The following is a 15,306-nucleotide window of genomic DNA, read 5'->3' as shown; positions in this document are numbered from 1 at the left end:
ATGCCGGCAAGGGACAACGACTGGAAATCGAGATTGGGGATGGTGTATTCCACCAACCCTGATTTCGCATTCGATAGCAGCGAGGAAGAGGAAGCTGACACGCCTCCCAAAAACCGACAGAAACTGAGAGTGGGTATCGAACGCAAGAATCGCGGTGGAAAAGTGGTCACCGTGGTGAAAGGCTTCGTCGGTGCAGAGGCCGACTTGAAAGAACTGGGGCGGATGCTGAAGACGAAGTGCGGCGTAGGCGGTGCCGTGAAGGACGGTGAAATCATCATCCAAGGGGAATGGAAGCAGCGTATAGTGGAACTGCTGAAATCAGACGGTTATACGGATACCAAGTAACTTGCTTCCCCGCTCACCGGCACAAATAGGAGAACACCCCGTAAGCTTCAGGTTTACGGAGTGTTTTTGTTTTATCTCAATTGATTGTATTCCTTGTCTGTTACCGGCTCAAGCCACTCATTCGATGTATTTTCGCCAAGTATTTCGAAAGCAAGGTGAGCAAACCAACTGTCGGCTGCAGCACCATGCCAATGTTTCACATTAGCCGGAATGTGGATGACCGTGCCCGGAAGTATCTCCTGAGCAGATTTGCCTTCTTCTTGATACCATCCTCGTCCGGCGACCCCCACGAGCATCTGTCCTCCTCCTTTTGTAGCCCTATGGATATGCCAGTTATTGCGGCACCGGGGTTCAAAAGTGACATTAGAAAAGGGAATCTGTGAATCTGAAATACGGGCGATGTAACTGCGTCCCGTGAAATACGGTGCATACGCCGTATTAGGCTCTCCGATAGGAAAAATCATCTCTTTCTGAAATGCCGCCCGTGCATCGACAGCCGTTTCATCTTCTGCCCACACATCTTTAGCCTGACGGAAAGCCGCCCATGCTTTCGGCCATCCGGCATAAAATGCAATATGGGTGATAATCTCGGATATTTCAGTACGAGTAATTCCATTTGCTTTTGCCGTTTGCAAATGATAAGTGAGCGAAGAATCTGTCATACCCTGACTGACTAACGAAGTAATCGTAACCAAACTACGGTCACGCAAACTCAATAAGTCATTTCTACTCCACACCTCCCCAAAGAGCACATCGTCATTAAGACGTGCAAATTCAGGAGCGAACTCACCAAGCTGGTCACGCCCGGCTGTCTGTACGATTTTCTTTTGTGCCATAACATTTGTGGTTAAGATACTGCATACTAAAAATGCAAATACTTTTGTGATCATGTCTTGTCTTTTTTGAGGGTAAAGTTACGGCATCCCACTCAGACTCCCCATACCCGATTTACAGACAAAAATACCCGATTTACGGAAAGCACTACTCCACCACTTTAAAACGAGCAAATCTCAACAGTAATTGCTTGGTGCCCGTATTTTGAAACTCCACGGTAGCTTTGGTGTTTTCTCCGCTGCCTTCAACAGCTTTTACCACCCCCAAACCGAAACGTTCGTGTTCAATCCGCATGCCTGCCCGTAGCTCACTGTTATCCTTAGCTGATGCGGATGGCGACGGAACAACGGTAAGCCCTGCGCCGCCGCATTTTGCATCTCGCATAAGAGCTTGTCGGTTTACGCTTCCCAAAGGTTTCAAACCGGAAACTTTTGCTACTATAGGAGAACTTGCCCCGACACCTTCTCCGTAAGCGCGGTGATGCCGTTCCCGATAAGATGTACCGTAATCATCTTCGTCTTCATACTTGCATAATTTGCTCACGCTCGGCAGACTCGATCGGAGTTCGGTCTGCGCTCGCTCACTCGCAAATTTCCTTCTCCTTGTCTGTCCGAACGAAAACCCGTCTTGAGCATCCATTTCCACATATCGTGGGTCTATGTCATGCAGAAAACGACTCGGGTTACTGAATTCCGTTTTACCGAAACGATAACGGCTGCGGGCAAAACTTAGATAACAATAACGTTCGGCACGGGTAATAGCCACATAAAAAAGACGACGTTCTTCTTCCAATGCACGTTGGCTGTTTCCCGCCATCGGACTTGGGAATAGATTTTCTTCCATTCCAACGATAAATACCACAGGGAACTCCAACCCTTTGGCCGAGTGAATCGTCATCAATGTCACTTTGTGTTGTTCGTCACTTTCGTCTTCGTCCAAATCGCTCAATAATGATACTTCCTGTAGAAAATCGCTGAGTCCGGTACTTTGCCCTTCCTCTAAACGTCTGGAGACGAATTCCTGTACGCCATTCAACAGTTCCTGCACATTTTCCTGACGGCTCATTCCTTCCGGACTCATATCTTGAAAAATCTCTCTCATTATACCGCTCTCACGGATGATTTCCTGTGTGAGGAAGACGGCATCCATCTGCTCTGTTTCCTCGATGAAACCGGAGATAATATCCGTGAATGATTTCAATTTACCCATCGTGCCCTTATTTACGGGTAAGGAATGCTCCTCGGGACGAGACACCACTTCCCACAAGCTGACCCCGTCTGTGGAAGCTACGGATACAATCTTATCCACCGTGGTCTGGCCAATCCCTCGTGCCGGATAATTGATGACCCGTTTGAAAGCCTCCTCGTCATGGGGATTTACGGCCAAACGGCAATAGGCTATCACATCTTTTATTTCCTTTCGTTGGTAAAACGAAAGTCCTCCGTAAATCCGATAAGGCATACCCCGTTTGCGCAAAGCCTCTTCAAAAGTACGGCTCTGCGCGTTGGTACGGTAAAGAATGGCAAAACCATCATATTCCATTTTTTCTTTTCTCCGCAATGCTGCGATTTGGTTTACCACGATTTCAGCCTCCTCTATATCACTGTAAGCGGAATACACATGAAGGGGCGAACCTTTCTCCTTGTCGCTGAAAACGTCTTTTGGTATCTGTCGGTCGTTATGGCTTATCAAACTGTTGGCAGCCGAAACGATAGTCTTTGTAGAACGGTAGTTCTGCTCCAACTTAAACAACTTCGCATTGTTATATTTCTGCGTGAAATTAAGGATGTTATCAATATTTGCTCCACGAAAACTATAAATGCTTTGCGCATCGTCGCCCACCACGCACACTTGTTGTTTCTTCTGAGTCAACTCCCATACGATACAGTGTTGGGCATAATTCGTGTCCTGATACTCATCCACCAAAACGAAATCGAATATGTCTGCATATCTCCCGCAAACCTCAGGATGCTCTTTTAGCAAAATATAAGTATAGAGCAACAAATCATCGAAGTCCATTACGTCGGCTTGTCGGAGACGGGACATGTAGCGAAGGTAGATTTCTCCCGTCATCGGAATTTTGGCCGCCTGGTCTGCCATTCGCACAGCATTGTCAGACAAATAGGCTTCCGGCAATATTAAACGGTTTTTGGCATTGGAAATATGGGCTGCTATGGTTGCCGGTTTATAGGTCTTGTCATCAAGCCCCATTTCACGTATAACGGTCTTTATCAGATTTCGCGAATCGGCTTGGTCGTAGATGGTAAAATGGGAAGAAAACCCGATTTCATCGGCTTCCTTCCGTAAGATACGGGAAAAGACGGAGTGGAACGTTCCCATCCATAATCCGGCTGCAAGCTCATGGCCTACCAACCGGGCAATACGTTCCTTCATTTCCCTTGCAGCCTTATTGGTGAACGTCAATGCCAGGATATTCCATGGTTTATATCCTTGTTCCAACAAATAAGCTATCTTGTAGGTCAACACGCGTGTCTTGCCCGAACCGGCACCTGCTATTACTAATGAAGGACCTTTGTCGTAACAAACGGCCCGGCGCTGTTCTTCGTTGAGTTCTTCCTCTATCCTTTCCAAAAAATCTTTTATCATGTTTTTTTCTAATACTTACACAAAAGTAGATATTTTCACCTGAATGCCCAAGAATAACGCTTCTTTGAGCCTTGAAAACTATCCATTCCATACATTTTAAGCACCGTTCCATACATAGCATAAAGCATTGTAAAGCTGCACGGCCAACATGGAAATGAGAATCCATACATCATAACGTTGGATCCCCCAATACAGTACAGACAGGCATTCCTCCCAACCTCGCAAATGAAAGCTTAGGACAGCGTATAACAACGAAGTCAGGACAAAACCTAAAGACATGGTTTGCAAAATACCGGAAACAAAAGGAGACGGATAGAGATGCCCCGTCACACTGAGCAATATGGCATGCGGACCGAGCAACAGAAGCAGCATTCCGGCCAGATACAATAATAAGAATGTACCGGCCATAAGGCAAGCCTTACGTTGCCGGTAAGTGAGAAACGGCACGCCTTTGCTGATAGAATCCTTAATGATTCCAAACAAGCCGGAACGCTCTATCGCTCCAAGCACCAAAACCACAGGAAAGACTACGGCCATGAACGGAGAACGGTAACAATCTTGAATATGAAGATAATACCACCGTACTCCCTCGCTGGAAAACAAGTTGCCCAAAGGAAACCCTGCGGCACTTCCCAACCATGCCAATGGAGGCAGAAGCAGATGGGCAATCAGCAAAATGAACAACAGTGCGGAAGCCACACTGTGTCCTTTCCGATGTATCATGAACCTATTCCTCATCCGGCTCCAAATGTTCTAAGTCTATGATATGTAATTGTAATGCTTTCACAACCAAACGGGTGGCATTGATACCCCCTCTTTCGCCAGTATCGAATAGGCGTGAAATCAAATCGTTTTGTCTTTTTTCCAAACTCTTCACGCCGAAAGGCATTCCGCGTAAGTTGGTTATCATTTCTTTTGTATAACCTAATGCCAGATGGCGAAGGAAACGTTCGTCATATTCATCGATTTCATAATGGATGAGTGCATCTTTATGTAAACGTTCCGATTCCACAGATTTCATAAAGCGGCTGACAATCTTTTCCAGAATTGGTTCGTTGAAAACAAAATTGCGGCCATCCATTACTTGTCGCACATCGTTACGCGTGAGCAGTTCACCTGTTTTCAGGATAATGCCGTTTGCTCCGGCTTTCAATACGTCGGCCCACAGCCGTTCGTTCAGTATTTCTCCCGTGAAAATCAGGATACGTAATTCCGGATAGGCCAACCGGACTTGCCTGCAAATGTCCACTCCGATAGTCGTGGAGCCGCCCAGTCCCAAGTCTAATAACAGCAAATCCGGTACTCCTTTCTTAATCAAGCACCAAAATTCGCTTTCATTCATTGCTGTTCCGATGATTTTGGCTTCCGGGAGTTCCGTACGAATGATTTCTTCTGTTCCCTTTAACTCCAGTTTAACGTCTTCGACAATAATGATTTTAAAAGAATCCATTCCCATTTCATCTATATTTAGGTACGGTAAACCATATACTGCATCCGGAATCTGTCTCGATATTGATACGGCAACCGCAAAAATTATTTAGTTTATCATGTTCTCGAACGATTTCCTTGCACAACAGGTAGGGATAATGCTTGACATCCGGTTGGAATATCCTTATGGCTTCTTCCGCTTCATAAATCCGAACTGAAGACAGCAACGTAAAACGGACAAAATCATCGTCTTCCGATACACGAAGCGTCAAACTCCCTTCTTTCTCCCGTTCAGCCAACCGGTTTGCCCATTCCTTCGTCAAGGTATCTAACATGAAGCGCACCAATGTAGCATCCACGTTCATAAAAATATTTTCCTGCAAATCATCGACAAAAGACAGGTGAAGGCCATAAGCCTTTCTCTTCCTCCAAGCTTCCATTGCCTTCATCCACTCTTTTCCGATGATGTGCGGAGAAAGTTTCTCGCATTTAAAGTATTCGGAGTCAATCTGCCGATCAGCCTGTGCGCACAGCAGAGTATATATTTCTTTGTAATATTCGGCAAGCTCCCTTAATGAGTGAATGGACGTCTTCAAATCATGATGTTCCTCATGTTCTTCCAGTTTCCATATGATTTGTTTCATGCGACTGGGATAATACATCGATTCGTGTTTAATGGTGGAAAGGCAGTTATCCAGAATCTGATTCTGTACTTTGATACGTGTTCTTTCGTACAAAGAACGTTGTTTCTCGTTCTCTACAGTTTCCACATTTTCCAGGTCTTGCCCCCGCTGTATGACCGCTTCATACAGAAAAATAGCCAGATAGTTTACGATATAATTCTCAAAAATGAAATCTTCTTTTTGCATCCGGTAAGTCCCATAGTTGACTGCTACAGACCCGATGCAGAGACGTTCATTCTCCTTCAGGCGAAGAAGCAAGGGGTAAATCTGTGTGTTGGATATTTCATCAAAAACGACATTTTCCGTTTCATAAGCCTGACTAAGCAGAGAATCTGCCAATACTCCATAGTCTTCCTCCCCTTGTAAAAACGTTCCGACTTTTTCCCCTTTTCCCCGATATAGCAACAACCGTACGCTATTTATTTCATGTAATTCTTTAAGCTTGGACAACACGACTGACAGGAGTTGAGATACCAAATCGTCCGTACGTCCCGGACGTGTACACATTTCAATGACATTCAGCATGGCATGATTGGTTTCAAGAACCTGCATCACGCTGAAACGGAACAGAATTCGCCGACGAAAATAAACAATGTATATCAGGACGGAAAAAATAAAGAGCATGAAGACCAATAAAACCAGACTGACCGACAAGTTTTTCTGTGTGTCACGCTGCCGGATGTAAAACTCCTCCAAAGAATCGTCTTTGGTCAACAGTTTATATAAATGTGTGAACTGCCTGTTGTTGAACTCATATTTTTCCCAATCATGTAACGCCAATGTCGCAATGGCCATTTCATTTCGAAATCCCATAATCAGAAAGTAATCGGCCTTCACTCCTAAAGATAACCATTCAAGTTCTTCCATACCGTTTCCCGTAGCAGTCAGTTGTCGGCTTACGCATTCTTCCGGCAAGATGTCTTCATAATAACGGTTGATATATTTAAAGGTGGAATCGGCATACTGCATACTGCGGTCGTAATCGCCATGAACATTGGCAAAATAGACCGAATCGGCATAAAATACTGCCCATTTAAGCTCTCCGTAATTCATGTCTGCCTCCTCGTGAGGAGGAACATTGCCAATGTCGGGCCGAACAGCATACATATACTGACCGCAAGTGAGTAAATAAAAAATAAACGCCAGCACCATCATGCCCTTTCGCCTTATTCCTTTAGGTAAGCGAAAAGAAAAGCAACTGCCTTTATTTTCCTCGCTTTCAATATGGAAACGGCATACCTTGAAAATGTCTCCCGACTTCTTGTACTTTTCGATAATACCTTTGCAATTCAACAAGCCGAAACCGCTTCCTTTTTCAGGACGTACAGTCGAAGAATTGACACCAATCTGTTGGGCATCATAGATTTTTGAAGATAGAATCAGTGCTATTTCAGACTCCGTAAGTCCACATCCTGTATCTGAGACCTTAATATCCACAGCGTCTGCCAATTCTGTTGCGCATACTGTGACTTGCCCTCCCGAAGGTGTGAATTTACGTGCATTGTCTGTCAGAGTGTTGAGCATGAAAAAGGTAAGGGCACGGTCTGCTTTTACCCATGCTTCCGTTGGTTCCACAAAAAAGCCAACACCCTTCCGTTTGAAATTATACTGGCCTCTATCCAGTAACTTGAATAAGTCCTGTAGTGGGAAACTTTCTATTGCCAGTTCCAACTCGCCCCGGTTCATACGAATCCATTCGGTGAGTACGTCATTATAGCTGTTGATTTCGTCTGCAAGTTCACTTAGATAGGTTAAAGCTCTCTGGTCATATTGATTTTTACTTTCCATCCTGCGTACCACATACAAAATACGGTCGATGAAAGGCATGATGGAGTGTACCAAAGAAACTTTTGCCCGTTTGGATATGTTTTTCCTTTTGTCGATGGCTATTTGTCTTTCGTTTTGCAGATATTCTTCACGAAACTGCATCCGTTCCTTGTCCATTTGGTCGGACAAGATACGGTTCTTTTCCGTCCATTTGATATAGGGACGGAGGATTTCATGTAGGATTCGCTTTTCCTTTTTTATCCAAGGATAGACATTGAATGCTTCTTCCAGACTTTCTTCAGATTTGGTGAAAGCCACCTCCATGAACCATGCGGACATATCTTTCAATAAAGAATACTGTTTCGCATTCCGCAGTTTCCATTTGCGTGCATATAAAAAGAGGAAAAAGCCAAAAACGAGAGACAGCAGAATAATAATCCCCAAAAGGGCATTCAATATCTTGTTGTCATGCGCTATCATGTCTACGCGACTTTCTATAGATTTGTCTTGACGAATAAAATCCATCAAGTCCAAATACAGATTTCGGTTGTAATCTGATTTCTGTCTGTCCCCCAACGCACTGTAGGTCGCACTTAAACGTTCCCGGATGTAGGTCAAATAGCCCGGAACGGTTTGTATTTCATTGTCTTTCGACCATAACATGTCTACTGCCGAGTCTTTTCGGCTTTCAAAAGACGTCAACAATCGTTCTTTGTCTTCCGGATAATAAATTTGGTGATGAAGATTCAAATAGGACAAAGCCGTCTCGAAGCAATTCAAAGCCCTATAATATTCACCCTTGGCAAACATGGTATTTCCCAACACGCGGAATCCGTTAATCTTAAGCAACAGATTTCCACATTGTCCGGCATTGGACAATGCCTTTTGGGCTAATGCCGTAGAAAGGCGCAGGGATACCGGGAATCCACCCTCTCCAAGTTCCTCCGTAACTAACGAATTGTACAAATAATCCAATTCTACTTTACGGTAGGTCTTGATGATATCATAGTTTTTCGGTTGGGCAAACATCTCCGATAAGACTTGTTCCAACATGGAGGAAAAATAAATGTTACCCATACGTTCGGAATATGAGTAAGCCAGATAGAAATAATCGAAAGCATCCACTACACGCTCTTTTCCCAGATCCAAACGATTTTGGCAAATCAAACCGTTCAGGTAATAAAAGTAAATAAGTAAAGCCTTATTCCGACGTATATAGCCATCCGTATCAATTGCCGAAAGTTCCTTCTCAGCCTTTTGCTCTTGCATCAGATTGATGTAGTTGGTAGCCGTGGTCAAACTGAATTCTGTCATGGCGTAGTCCAACCGTTCTTTATTACGGCCTTTCACTTCATCATACTCTTCCCTGATGCGTTGGATTCTTTCAAGCGCACGGTTATAATAATCGAAGAACAAACGGTTTTGTGCAGCCCGTTGGCATATTATCATCATATTCACTTCGCTCACCAACAATTCTATCTGGTTACTGGTGGACTGCTGAATCCGATTATATAGCTCCATACACCCACCAAAGTCCATTCGCAAAAAGCAAATGAACATTTGATGGTTTAAGGCCTCACTTCGTCCGTCTGCGTAATTCCGTGCCATGCGGGCTGCCTTCCGGGCAAACAGTAACGCACTGTCCGGATGGACGTAGCGCACCAAACAAGCTTTAGTATTCAGGGAATCTACTTTCCCTACTCTTGTCATGTCCGGACGGGAAGAGGCATACCAATGACATCCGGCTCCTATACATAATCCTAATATGACAGACACGCATATAGCCGAAAGATTCTTTCTTCCTGTTATACCAAACGTAGGCTTTCTCATATACCCTATAAACCAGGCCCGTGGTGTTCACCTAAATATGTCAAGAAAGCCCTTCTATTCTTCCGTCGATTAAATCAATGCGTTCCGCCTGGGGAGATTTCGGCAATCCGGGCATTCTCAATATATCTCCGGCTATCAGCACAATCATTTCAGCTCCGCAATTGACTACAATATCCCGTATTTGCACTTTAAATCCGTGCGGCACTCCGTATGCATGGGCATCTGCGGAAAATGAATATTGCGTCTTGGCTATGCAAACTGGATAATTTTCTATACCTAACTGACGTACTCTTTCCAACATTTTACGGGCTGCGGCCGAGAAAACGACCCCGTCGGCTCCATACACTTGACGAACTACATTTTCCGCTTTAGTCTCGATATTATCACAGTCGGCATAGGAGAACACGACCGGACGGGATGGGTGACAGGCAATAGTTTCAACCACAAGCTCGGCCAACTCCACAGCTCCCTTTCCACCTTCCGAGAAAGCATTATTCACGGCAAAGCCTACTCCCATATCCTCACAATGCTTGCGGCATAAGTCTATTTCCGAATCCACATCCGTCGCATAACGGTTGAAACAAACCACTACGGTCTGCCCGAAGGCCTGCATGTTCCTGATATGCTTGTCCAGATTCTCAAATCCTTTCTTCAACCCTTCCGAATGAGGCTTTTTAATATCTTCCAACGCTACCCCGCCGTGCATTTTCAGACCTTGGGTTGTAGCGACTATTATGGTGAGCTTGGGATTTAGCCCAGATTTCCGGCATTTGATGTTGAAAAACTTTTCCGCTCCCAAATCAGCCCCGAAACCAGCCTCCGTCACCACATAATCTGCGTACGTCATAGCCAGTTTGGTGGCCAATATGGAGTTGCATCCGTGTGCGATGTTGGCAAAAGGGCCTCCGTGCACGATAGCCGGTGTGTTTTCCGTGGTTTGCACCAAATTGGGATGTAAGGCGTCTTTTAAAAGCACGCATATTGCTCCGGCCACTCCCATGTCTTTTACACGGAACGGTTTTCCCTCGATTGTAGTACCCAATAATATGTTCTCGATTCTGCGGCGCAGGTCATGTTCGTCTTTCGACAAGCAAAGAATCGCCATGATTTCGGATGCCGGAGTAATATCGAAACCGCTTTCCATCGTGACCCCGTTCGTCTTGGCTCCCAGTCCGGTTACGACATAACGCAAGTTCCGGTCGTTAATGTCCAACACGCGTTTCCATAAAATTTCTTTCATGGCAAAGCCTTCATCCCGATGCTGATAGATATAGTTGTCCAACAAAGCGGCAATCATATTATGGGCCGAAGTAACGGCATGGAAATCCCCTGTGAAATGCAAATTGATTTTGTCCATCGGCAATATCTGGGCGTAACCGCCTCCTGCCGCACCGCCTTTCAAACCGAAACACGGACCGAGAGAAGGTTCCCTCAAAGCCACGATGTTCTTTTTCCCAATGTAGCTAAGTCCTAAAGCCAAACCGACCGAAACGGTAGTCTTGCCTATACCGGCCTTCGTGGGAGTAATGGCCGTAACCAAAATCAAATTACTGTTTTCTACTTTTTTCTCGTCAATCAGCGATTCCGGTACTTTGGCAATGTATTTCCCATAATGTTCCAATTCATCCACAGGAACCTGTACTTGGCGGGCAATGTCTTCAATCGGCTTCAATCGGCACTCGCGGGCAATTTCTATATCGCTTTTCATCTGTATTTGTAGCGTTTTCTATTTAACAATTTAAGAATGAAAAGACAAAGTTAGCAAAATTAATGCAAAACCGGCATTTGTGCAGGATATTCTTCCATCAAAAAATCATTTATAGCGGTCTTTCCATAAATGCAGCATCCGTTCCTGCAATTTGGTTTCCGCCGCATTCCCTTGGGCATGCCAAATCCTTTTGTCACGAATGTCGTCGGGTAAAAATTGCTGTTCCACGAAATGCCCCTGATAGTCATGCGCATACTTATAGTCTTTACCATATCCCAACTCTTCCATAAGCCGGGTAGGCGCATTGCGCAAGTGCAACGGCACCGGCAAATTCCCGGTTTGCCGTACGAGCTGCAAGGCATCATTGATACCCTTATAAGCCGAGTTGCTTTTCGGACTGGTTGCCAAATAGACCGTAGCCTCGGCCAAAGGGATACGCCCTTCCGGCCATCCTATCTTCATGACTGCTTCAAAAGCGGCATTGGCTAAAAGCAGTGCATTCGGATTGGCCAAACCTATGTCTTCACTAGCGGAAATGACCAGTCGCCGCGCGATAAACGAGGGGTCTTCCCCACCTTCTATCATTCGTGCCAACCAATACAGAGCGGCATCAGGGTCGCTTCCCCGAATACTTTTGATGAAAGCCGATATGATGTCATAGTGCAATTCTCCCCCCTTATCGTATGCCAATGGGTTTTGCTGAAGCCTTTCGGCTACGACAGCATCCGTGATAACCACTTGGTCCGTTCCGTCAGCCTCTACCACCAGTTCAAGGATATTCAGCAGCTTGCGGGCGTCTCCTCCGCTATATCGGAGCATGGCATCCGTTTCGCGAAATTCGATATGTTTCGTTTTCAGTATGATATCTCTTTCCACCGCCTTGTGCAGCAACTCCATCAGGTCATCTTTCGTAAGGCTTTTCAAGACATATAACTGGCAACGGGACAAAAGCGGGCGTATGACCTCGAAAGACGGATTTTCCGTCGTGGCCCCAATCAACGTGACTGTCCCCTGCTCCACGGCTCCCAAAAGGGAATCCTGTTGGGATTTACTGAAACGATGGATTTCATCAATGAAAAGAATCGGACTAGCCTGGGTGAAAAAACGATTGTTCCGTGCCTTTTCTATCACTTCCCGGACATCCTTCACACCGCTTGTTACCGCGCTCAGCGTGTAAAACGGCGTTTCGAGCTTATGGGCAATGATTTGCGCCAAGGTCGTTTTGCCCACACCCGGAGGTCCCCACAAAATAAATGAGGAAATCCGTCCGGAATCTATCATCTTACGTAAAACGGCATCCGGACCGACCAGATGTTTTTGCCCGATGTAATCGTCCAACGTTTGCGGACGTAATCTTTCTGCCAAAGGTGCTGCCATGTCAAATCCTCCTTAAAAGTCAAACTGCAATACAAATCTCACGCCGTTCTTCTTGGCATTGGGTGCGTTCAGATAATTCAACCGGCGCACGTAGTCTACACGAAGTATCTTGAAGATATTGTGAATGCCCACATTCAGTTCCATGTAGGGAGTATCCCCCATTACGAAACTGGTCGGTTGTCCGTTTCGTGACGGGAACTCGAACAAATCGCTTTGGTTCCCTTGTTTAAACGGATTGTTCTTGTCCGTCAACGTGCCGTAAAGCGTCTTGAAACCTATCACCTCACGCCATTTCAGATGCTTGAGCAAGGGAATCCGGTTGAACAGCTTGCCGCTCAAATCCCATTGCACGTCCAACGAAACGAAACGGTCGTTCATGAACTCCATGTTGTTGATCATATTGAACATGCCACGCTGTATGATATACGAATTATTCGCCGCAGGCGTAATCAACAACGGGAACGGCACCCTGTTCCATTGCGCTCCCGCACGGCCGTAAATATCAATGCGCCCGCATGAGTTCAGCCAAAAACGCTTTGTCACCGACAGTTCCGTGTAGTTGGAAGCATAGTCCCCTCCCAAAACATCTTTGAACCCGGTCGTATGCATCAACGTGTAAATAGGATAATTATGGTTGACCGGATGACGCCTCTGTTTCGTGACCACCACCTTTTCGCCCGGCGCGTAACGCAAACTCAGCGTCGCCTCGCTTTGCGTCAGTTCCGGCACCGTTTGCCCGCTTACCGTACGATAGAACAGCGTGCCTGTCGGGTTTTGAGTGATATGGCGCAACTGTGCCGTAATCCCGAAATGATTGTCGAACTCATACACGTAACGTATGTTGTATTGGCGGAAATAAGACATTTGGTCAATAGTCTGCGTCTTGAGCGACGTGAACACGTTATCTTTGTCCGTAGGTAACATGGCATCGGAGGGAGCCATTACGTCATAACGGGTAGAGACAGCTATCGAGTTTCGCGGGAACTCTTCCGGCGAATATTGTTTTTTTAAGAACGAATATTCCACTTCTCCCTCATATTTCCATTTCTTGTCCCGTACGCCGTATGCAGCATATCCCTTCAGGAAGAGATGAGGACTCAGATTGGCCGTGGTCTGCGCACTGGCCCGGAAACGCACCTTGTCTATGAAATTGGACGAGACGACCGTGTTGACTGGTCCGAAATCCACATAATTCTTTTTTCCCGGAGGAGAAGTCTCCACGTAGTTTTCCACGAAAGCACGTACAATCCAGATAATCCAACCGAAGCCTTTTTTTCGGGTCATATCCTGTACCATAGTGGACATGCCGGCTTCCGAACGGGTCAGTGTGTCCGTCCGGTGCTGTGCCCAGAAGTTTTCGTCTTTGATGACCGGTGTACCTTCCCTTGGCTGTTCGCGTTGGTCGAACCTCTCACTGGAAATGGGGGCAAAGTCGAACCCTGTATAAGCCGTGGTACGTTTGACCATCATATTATGGTATTTCTTCAATGCGCCCAGTTCTGCAATCATATTGTCCTTCACCAATACCCGTTGGCCGTTCGGGAGCGTGGAGAAATCCTGTTCTATCACTAAATTGCTGATAAAGTTCACACTTGAACGGAGCGGCAGGTTGACCAGACAACGTTTCACCTGATAAGTCCCGTCGTCCAAAACCCATAACCGTCCCGAGAAACCGAAGTCCTGCGGATTTTGGGGAATGAAGCTCAATTCGATACACTTGTCTCCTTCCACGTCCAGAGTATCCATGATGTAATACTGATAGAAAGATATGGCATTGGTAGAAGATAAGGGACTGGTGAAGTAACGTTCCAAAAGATTGATCGAATTATCATAAATGTTCACGTCGGCGAAGAAACGCTGAAGGACTACGTTCACGATGTCCCCCGTAGCGAACAGCTCGTTCACCCCCTCCGAATTTGTTCCCCGGATAAAATTCCGTTCCGCCTCCGGCTGTTTCCTGTATATATGTTCCGACGAAGTCTCGTTATAGGTCAGGGGAAGTATGTTGGTTTGGGTCTGCGGACAGTATTCCACCTGTTTGACCAACAAGGGGAATTTGCGCAAAAAGCTGCTGTCGATGAAATGTTGCGTGATATTGTTGAAGCCGAATGTGATACGCTGATACTTGTCATAACGGTAATAGTCGTTCTGTTTCAAATCACTTTTTTCTTTGGCCGCTATCACTTTCCGCATTAACTCCACCGCCGGATTGTCTTTTCGGCTATACCGTCTTTTTTTCGGTTTCACCAATAATTCCGACAACTCCCTGTCCAAATCCTGAAGCTTGACATTCAGTGTCTTTCTCTCTCCGGCCTTTATATATATCTTATATGTCTGGTAACCGACATAAGAAAACACAAGGGTGTCCCCTTTATCCGGTGCTTGCAATGTATACCTGCCTTTGTCATTGGTTGTGGTTCCCACGGTCTTTTGTTTTCCGTAGTACACATTGACCGCCGGGATAGGTTCTCCCGTGTCGGCATCCGTCACCCGTCCCCGAACCTGTGCATTCAGGGAATGCGGGACAAAGCACATCAAGACTAAAAACAACGATACGTATCTATGATAAAGCTTCAGCAGCATGCGATTTCTTTTAAATTGAACTGCAAAATTAGTGAATAGCGAGGGATTCACATTATAAATTAAACTATTTAAAGAATTTCTACAAAAGAAGAAAGTGCATTCTGCCATGAAATATATATCTTTGCTTCCAATTATAAAATTTCA

General features: G+C 45.6%; 9 protein-coding genes. 1 reads left to right on the top strand and 8 read right to left on the bottom strand.

Annotated features, from left to right (window positions below; translation table 11 throughout):
• Positions 1–345, top strand: a complete 345-nt coding sequence (locus tag E0E47_RS03015) for a translation initiation factor (protein ID WP_130892842.1) — start codon at positions 1–3, stop codon at positions 343–345.
• Between the two features lie 71 nt (positions 346–416).
• Here E0E47_RS03015 and E0E47_RS03010 read toward each other — a convergent pair whose 3' ends face one another.
• The 8 genes from E0E47_RS03010 to E0E47_RS02975 all read right to left on the bottom strand — a co-directional run bounded on the left by E0E47_RS03010 (position 417) and on the right by E0E47_RS02975 (position 15,162).
• Positions 417–1,235 (bottom strand): carboxymuconolactone decarboxylase family protein, encoded by an 819-nt coding sequence (locus E0E47_RS03010; protein WP_008630369.1) that lies wholly within the window; start codon positions 1,233–1,235, stop codon positions 417–419.
• A 91-nt stretch (positions 1,236–1,326) separates the two neighbouring features.
• Positions 1,327–3,786: an ATP-dependent helicase gene (locus E0E47_RS03005; RefSeq protein WP_130892841.1), complete on the bottom strand. Its 2,460-nt coding sequence runs from the start codon at positions 3,784–3,786 to the stop codon at positions 1,327–1,329.
• A 96-nt stretch (positions 3,787–3,882) separates the two neighbouring features.
• The gene (locus E0E47_RS03000; protein ID WP_008630365.1) at positions 3,883–4,524 is read right to left on the bottom strand and encodes an AbgT family transporter; all 642 of its coding nucleotides are present in this window, start codon (positions 4,522–4,524) and stop codon (positions 3,883–3,885) included.
• Positions 4,514–5,242, bottom strand: a complete 729-nt coding sequence (locus E0E47_RS02995) for a DUF5932 domain-containing protein (protein ID WP_008630363.1) — start codon at positions 5,240–5,242, stop codon at positions 4,514–4,516. The genes E0E47_RS03000 and E0E47_RS02995 overlap by 11 nt, the downstream gene beginning before the upstream one ends.
• Position 5,243: 1 nt before the next feature.
• A complete protein-coding gene (locus E0E47_RS02990; protein ID WP_232038312.1) occupies positions 5,244–9,494 on the bottom strand; it encodes a DUF5112 domain-containing protein in 4,251 nt (1,416 codons plus the stop codon).
• 40 nt (positions 9,495–9,534) lie between these two features.
• Entirely contained in the window at positions 9,535–11,202 is a 1,668-nt protein-coding gene (locus tag E0E47_RS02985) for a formate--tetrahydrofolate ligase (RefSeq protein ID WP_008630359.1), read from the bottom strand.
• Between the two features lie 105 nt (positions 11,203–11,307).
• Entirely contained in the window at positions 11,308–12,579 is a 1,272-nt protein-coding gene (locus E0E47_RS02980) for a replication-associated recombination protein A (protein WP_008630356.1), read from the bottom strand.
• A 12-nt stretch (positions 12,580–12,591) separates the two neighbouring features.
• Positions 12,592–15,162: a DUF5686 and carboxypeptidase-like regulatory domain-containing protein gene (locus E0E47_RS02975; protein WP_130892840.1), complete on the bottom strand. Its 2,571-nt coding sequence runs from the start codon at positions 15,160–15,162 to the stop codon at positions 12,592–12,594.
• Positions 15,163–15,306 lie beyond the last annotated feature (144 nt).

It is taken from the genome of Paraprevotella xylaniphila YIT 11841 (assembly GCF_900683745.1).
Classification (GTDB): domain Bacteria; phylum Bacteroidota; class Bacteroidia; order Bacteroidales; family Bacteroidaceae; genus Paraprevotella; species Paraprevotella xylaniphila.
This window is presented reverse-complemented; position numbering and strand designations above follow the sequence as displayed.

Coding starts and splice junctions, on each gene's coding strand:
- E0E47_RS03015 (WP_130892842.1), top strand. CDS start 1: ATGCCGGCAAGGGACAACGACTGGAAATCGAGATTGGGGATGGTGTAT.
- E0E47_RS03010 (WP_008630369.1), bottom strand. CDS start 1,235: ATGATCACAAAAGTATTTGCATTTTTAGTATGCAGTATCTTAACCACA.
- E0E47_RS03005 (WP_130892841.1), bottom strand. CDS start 3,786: ATGATAAAAGATTTTTTGGAAAGGATAGAGGAAGAACTCAACGAAGAA.
- E0E47_RS03000 (WP_008630365.1), bottom strand. CDS start 4,524: ATGAGGAATAGGTTCATGATACATCGGAAAGGACACAGTGTGGCTTCC.
- E0E47_RS02995 (WP_008630363.1), bottom strand. CDS start 5,242: ATGGGAATGGATTCTTTTAAAATCATTATTGTCGAAGACGTTAAACTG.
- E0E47_RS02990 (WP_232038312.1), bottom strand. CDS start 9,494: ATGAGAAAGCCTACGTTTGGTATAACAGGAAGAAAGAATCTTTCGGCT.
- E0E47_RS02985 (WP_008630359.1), bottom strand. CDS start 11,202: ATGAAAAGCGATATAGAAATTGCCCGCGAGTGCCGATTGAAGCCGATT.
- E0E47_RS02980 (WP_008630356.1), bottom strand. CDS start 12,579: ATGGCAGCACCTTTGGCAGAAAGATTACGTCCGCAAACGTTGGACGAT.
- E0E47_RS02975 (WP_130892840.1), bottom strand. CDS start 15,162: ATGCTGCTGAAGCTTTATCATAGATACGTATCGTTGTTTTTAGTCTTG.